Here is a 3,411-nt window from a genome sequence, read left to right on the forward strand (position 1 = left end):
CGGGTGATACAATTGTGTAATCTGTGGGCAGGGGTGAGGTGGTAGTTGAGCGTGCCTGCGGTTGGATTGATTCCGGTTCACGGCAGGTCTGCTCTGATGAGGCTGCTGTGCTCCCCGCCTGATCAGACTTTCTGTGCTGTAGCTCATTCAAGTCAGGACGAATGGGCAACTCTGTGTGTCTTTACTCGATGAACTAAGGCTTTTTCTCGCGTAGTGTGGCCGTTTATAACACATGAGGCGCTCGCTGTGACGAAGACTCAATATTATGTGGCGACGAGTCTTGATGGGTTTATCGCTACCGAAGATGACTCGTTGGACTGGCTGTTCTCTCTGGGTGATACGACCGATACAGGCTATCCGGCATTCATCGCCGAAGTTGGCGCATTGGCAATGGGTTCGGTGACCTATGAGTGGATACTACGCCACGCTGACCATGTCGTTGCCGAAACGGGATCTCCATGGCCCTATGTCTGTCCGACCTGGGTCTTCTCGCGCCGGGAGTTGCCATCGATTGCCGGGGCAGACATACGTTTCGTTCAGGGTGATGTGCGGCCTGTTCATGCCGACATGAGTAAGGTGGCGGGAGCGAAGAACATTTGGATTGTGGGTGGAGGCGAGCTGGCCGGTCAGTTCTATGACGCCGGATTGCTCGATGAGGTGATTGTTCACGTAGGTTCAGTGACTCTGGGCAAGGGGAAGCCGCTCTTTCCTCGCCGAGTGACAAATCCGCCGTTCCGTCTGATTGCGGCGCGGCAGGTTGGCGCGGGGTTCGCGGAGTTGCGCTACGAAGTGCCTCAACGGCAGGCGGCCAGTGTTCCGTAGACCCGTTGTTGCAAAGCGGTTTATTGACCTGGTTCATCGGCGCTTGAACGGGGCAAATTGATCGAACACTTCCGGCAACGCTGGCGCGGTATCTCGGTGAATGCGCGAAAAATTCCTCTTGACAGGCGATTGATATAGCGCTACGTTGCATGGCGGCGACTCCGGGGCCTGATCTCTTCTCCCTCTGTTGGGAATGGCGTTGCCGCAGCCGTTTGTCTGTGCCGCATTGTCAGGGAAGGGGAAATATGGCAACACCTTCGGTCACCACCGTGATAAGGATATACGTTGAGTATGTCGCGTCTATTCTTATCTGGATGATTTTTAATCCTTATGGCATAGCAGGGATTTTGCGCCAGATCCACGGGCAATTGATCGCGATCGCGCGATGGTTGACCGGACGGATAACATTTGAAGATACCATGAGTTTCACGTTACCATTTGAAGGCGCCTGGCTGGTCGCTAATGGTGGCGTTCATCGACAAACATCTCATTCGTGGGGTTTAGTGGGACAACGATATGCCTATGATTTCGTCATAGCTGATAGTTCTGGGAAAACGTATGAACAGCGTCCGGGCAACCCAGAACATTATTTTGCTTTTGGCAAGCCTGTTCTCGCGGCAGCAGATGGAGTTGTGCATGAAGTGCGAGACGCCATAAGGGATTATCGCCGGGCAGGAACGGGTTGGATAGATATAACGACTCCCGATATGCGCGGAAACTATGTCGTGATCAAACACGCTCCTGATCGATATACGCTTTACGCCCATCTTCGATCGGGTAGCATTGTCGTCAAGCCGGGAGATACCGTTGTCGCCGGCCAGAAAATAGGCGAATGTGGCCATTCAGGCCATTCTTCAGAACCGCATTTGCACTTCCAACTCCAGGATCGGGCCGATTTCTATACGGCGGTGAGTTTACCGATAAGGTTTAAGCATGTTGAGCGTACCGTCAATGGTGCGCAAGAATGTGTCGAGTCAGGATTTATTGCAAGAGGCCAGACGGTGCGTCAGCTCAATTCTTGCGCGTCAGGAATAGTAGAGAACATAGCATTTGTTAGACCAAAAATCTCAGATCTTGTATTCAGCTCTTTGAATCTGGTCTTTACGTATTTTGCATACGCCGTTGTCATTCGCGAAGTTCTGTTGCTTGCGGGACGAATTGTTGCAACCTTTCAAAATATCCTGTAATTCGCCTGCTATCGCTTCCATCTAGCTAGTAACAATCCTCGCCGTTTGGTATGTCCTCTTTCAAGGAAAATTCAACGGATATTGGCCTTACAATGACTGCCTGTCGATGTTGTAGCAGCTCATTGTAATGTAGTTCGACACAGGAAGACCGCATATTCATGATATACTTCCCAGAAGTGTGACCGGCAAAGCTGGCGCGATGATAGCTATCAATTTTAGCTGAGCGTCAGTCTGGCCGGCGCTCAAGAAATGTTTTGGCACTGCGGCAGCGGGGCAGGCGGGTTAACTGCGCTGCGAGTCAACCGGCCTATTGACAGACTACGGCATATTGCGCGATCTGGAGTAGAACATCTGACGCTGTCTGCATTACCTTTGTCGCTGTTCGGTAAAGCCTTATGCGTATCCAGTCATTGATCATTGTCATCGCGATTGTCATCCTGGCAGGAGCCGGCATTTTGAGCCTGAGCCGGACTGAGCAGCGGGTGTTGAGCGGCTGGCGTGGTCCGCTCGCGGCGGGTGAAGCGCTGGCAGCCCCGGAATCATCAGCGCCGGTCAACGCTCTGGTAGGTGTCGCTGAACCTCAGGGTCGCGGTCTCGATGCCGCGTTGGTGCCAGCCGGGAATCCGCTGCGCGCCCCCAATACCGTTTTAACGCAGGGCTACGGCGTCGGTACGCATGCGCCGGCCAGCGTGTGGGGCGCGGTTGATCTGGCGCTTGATGGCAATGGTGACGGCAGGGCCGACCCGGAAGGGACCTGGAACCAGCCGGTCTACGCGACTCATGCCGGTCGAGTGACGATCACGCGCGATAGCTGGCCAGGAGGCAACCATATCTGGGTGACAAACGATCAATACCGTACTGGCTATGCCCATCTTGCCGGTTTTGCTGTCAGCGATGGGCAATGGGTCAATGCCGGTGAACTGATCGGCTATATCGGTTCAACCGGCATGTCCAGCGGGCCGCACCTCGATTATCAGGTGTGGGTGTGGCGCGACGGCAAGTGGGTGAATGAGAATCCGCTCAATTATGGCGCGCTTGACAATTAGCCCGGTAACACCGGCGCTCTTAGCTTTCCCCGTGAAGTCTGTTTGACATATCGTCGGTACGTGGTTGCGCTGGCGAGCGAACCGGCGACCGGGCGTTATTGATTTTCGCACTGGAGACTGCAATCGGTGCATGGCATGGGGAAGGGGCAGCATCGGCGGGGGAATAATTGGCGGCGGCGCTTTTTTCACAGAGGCCCAAAAAACCTGCGTCGGAGGTGGATGGGCTGTACCGGCGGGGATATGACGGGCGTTGTCACTTTTTTAGCGAGGGTCAAAACCGGCGCTGGCGGCGGAGGGGGGGCTGCGCTGGCGGGGAAAGACCGGCGCGAGCGCGGTTGGATGGACGGTTGGATGGA

Annotated in this window: 3 protein-coding genes; all 3 read left to right on the forward strand. The window is 54.8% G+C overall.

From position 1 onward, the window contains the following. The first annotated feature begins 246 nt into the window (after positions 1-246). The 3 genes from Q0650_RS00720 to Q0650_RS00730 all read left to right on the forward strand — a co-directional run bounded on the left by Q0650_RS00720 (position 247) and on the right by Q0650_RS00730 (position 3,055). Positions 247-822 (forward strand): dihydrofolate reductase family protein, encoded by a 576-nt coding sequence (locus Q0650_RS00720; RefSeq protein WP_298814748.1) that lies wholly within the window; start codon positions 247-249, stop codon positions 820-822. A 245-nt stretch (positions 823-1,067) separates the two neighbouring features. Further along, positions 1,068-2,009 (forward strand): M23 family metallopeptidase, encoded by a 942-nt coding sequence (locus Q0650_RS00725; RefSeq protein ID WP_298814751.1) that lies wholly within the window; start codon positions 1,068-1,070, stop codon positions 2,007-2,009. Between the two features lie 395 nt (positions 2,010-2,404). Then, positions 2,405-3,055 carry a M23 family metallopeptidase gene (locus Q0650_RS00730; protein WP_298814754.1) on the forward strand — a complete coding sequence of 217 codons (651 nt, stop codon included), beginning with the start codon at positions 2,405-2,407 and terminating at the stop codon, positions 3,053-3,055. Positions 3,056-3,411 lie beyond the last annotated feature (356 nt).

Source organism: uncultured Chloroflexus sp., from assembly GCF_937129525.1.
Lineage (GTDB): Bacteria > Chloroflexota > Chloroflexia > Chloroflexales > Chloroflexaceae > Chloroflexus.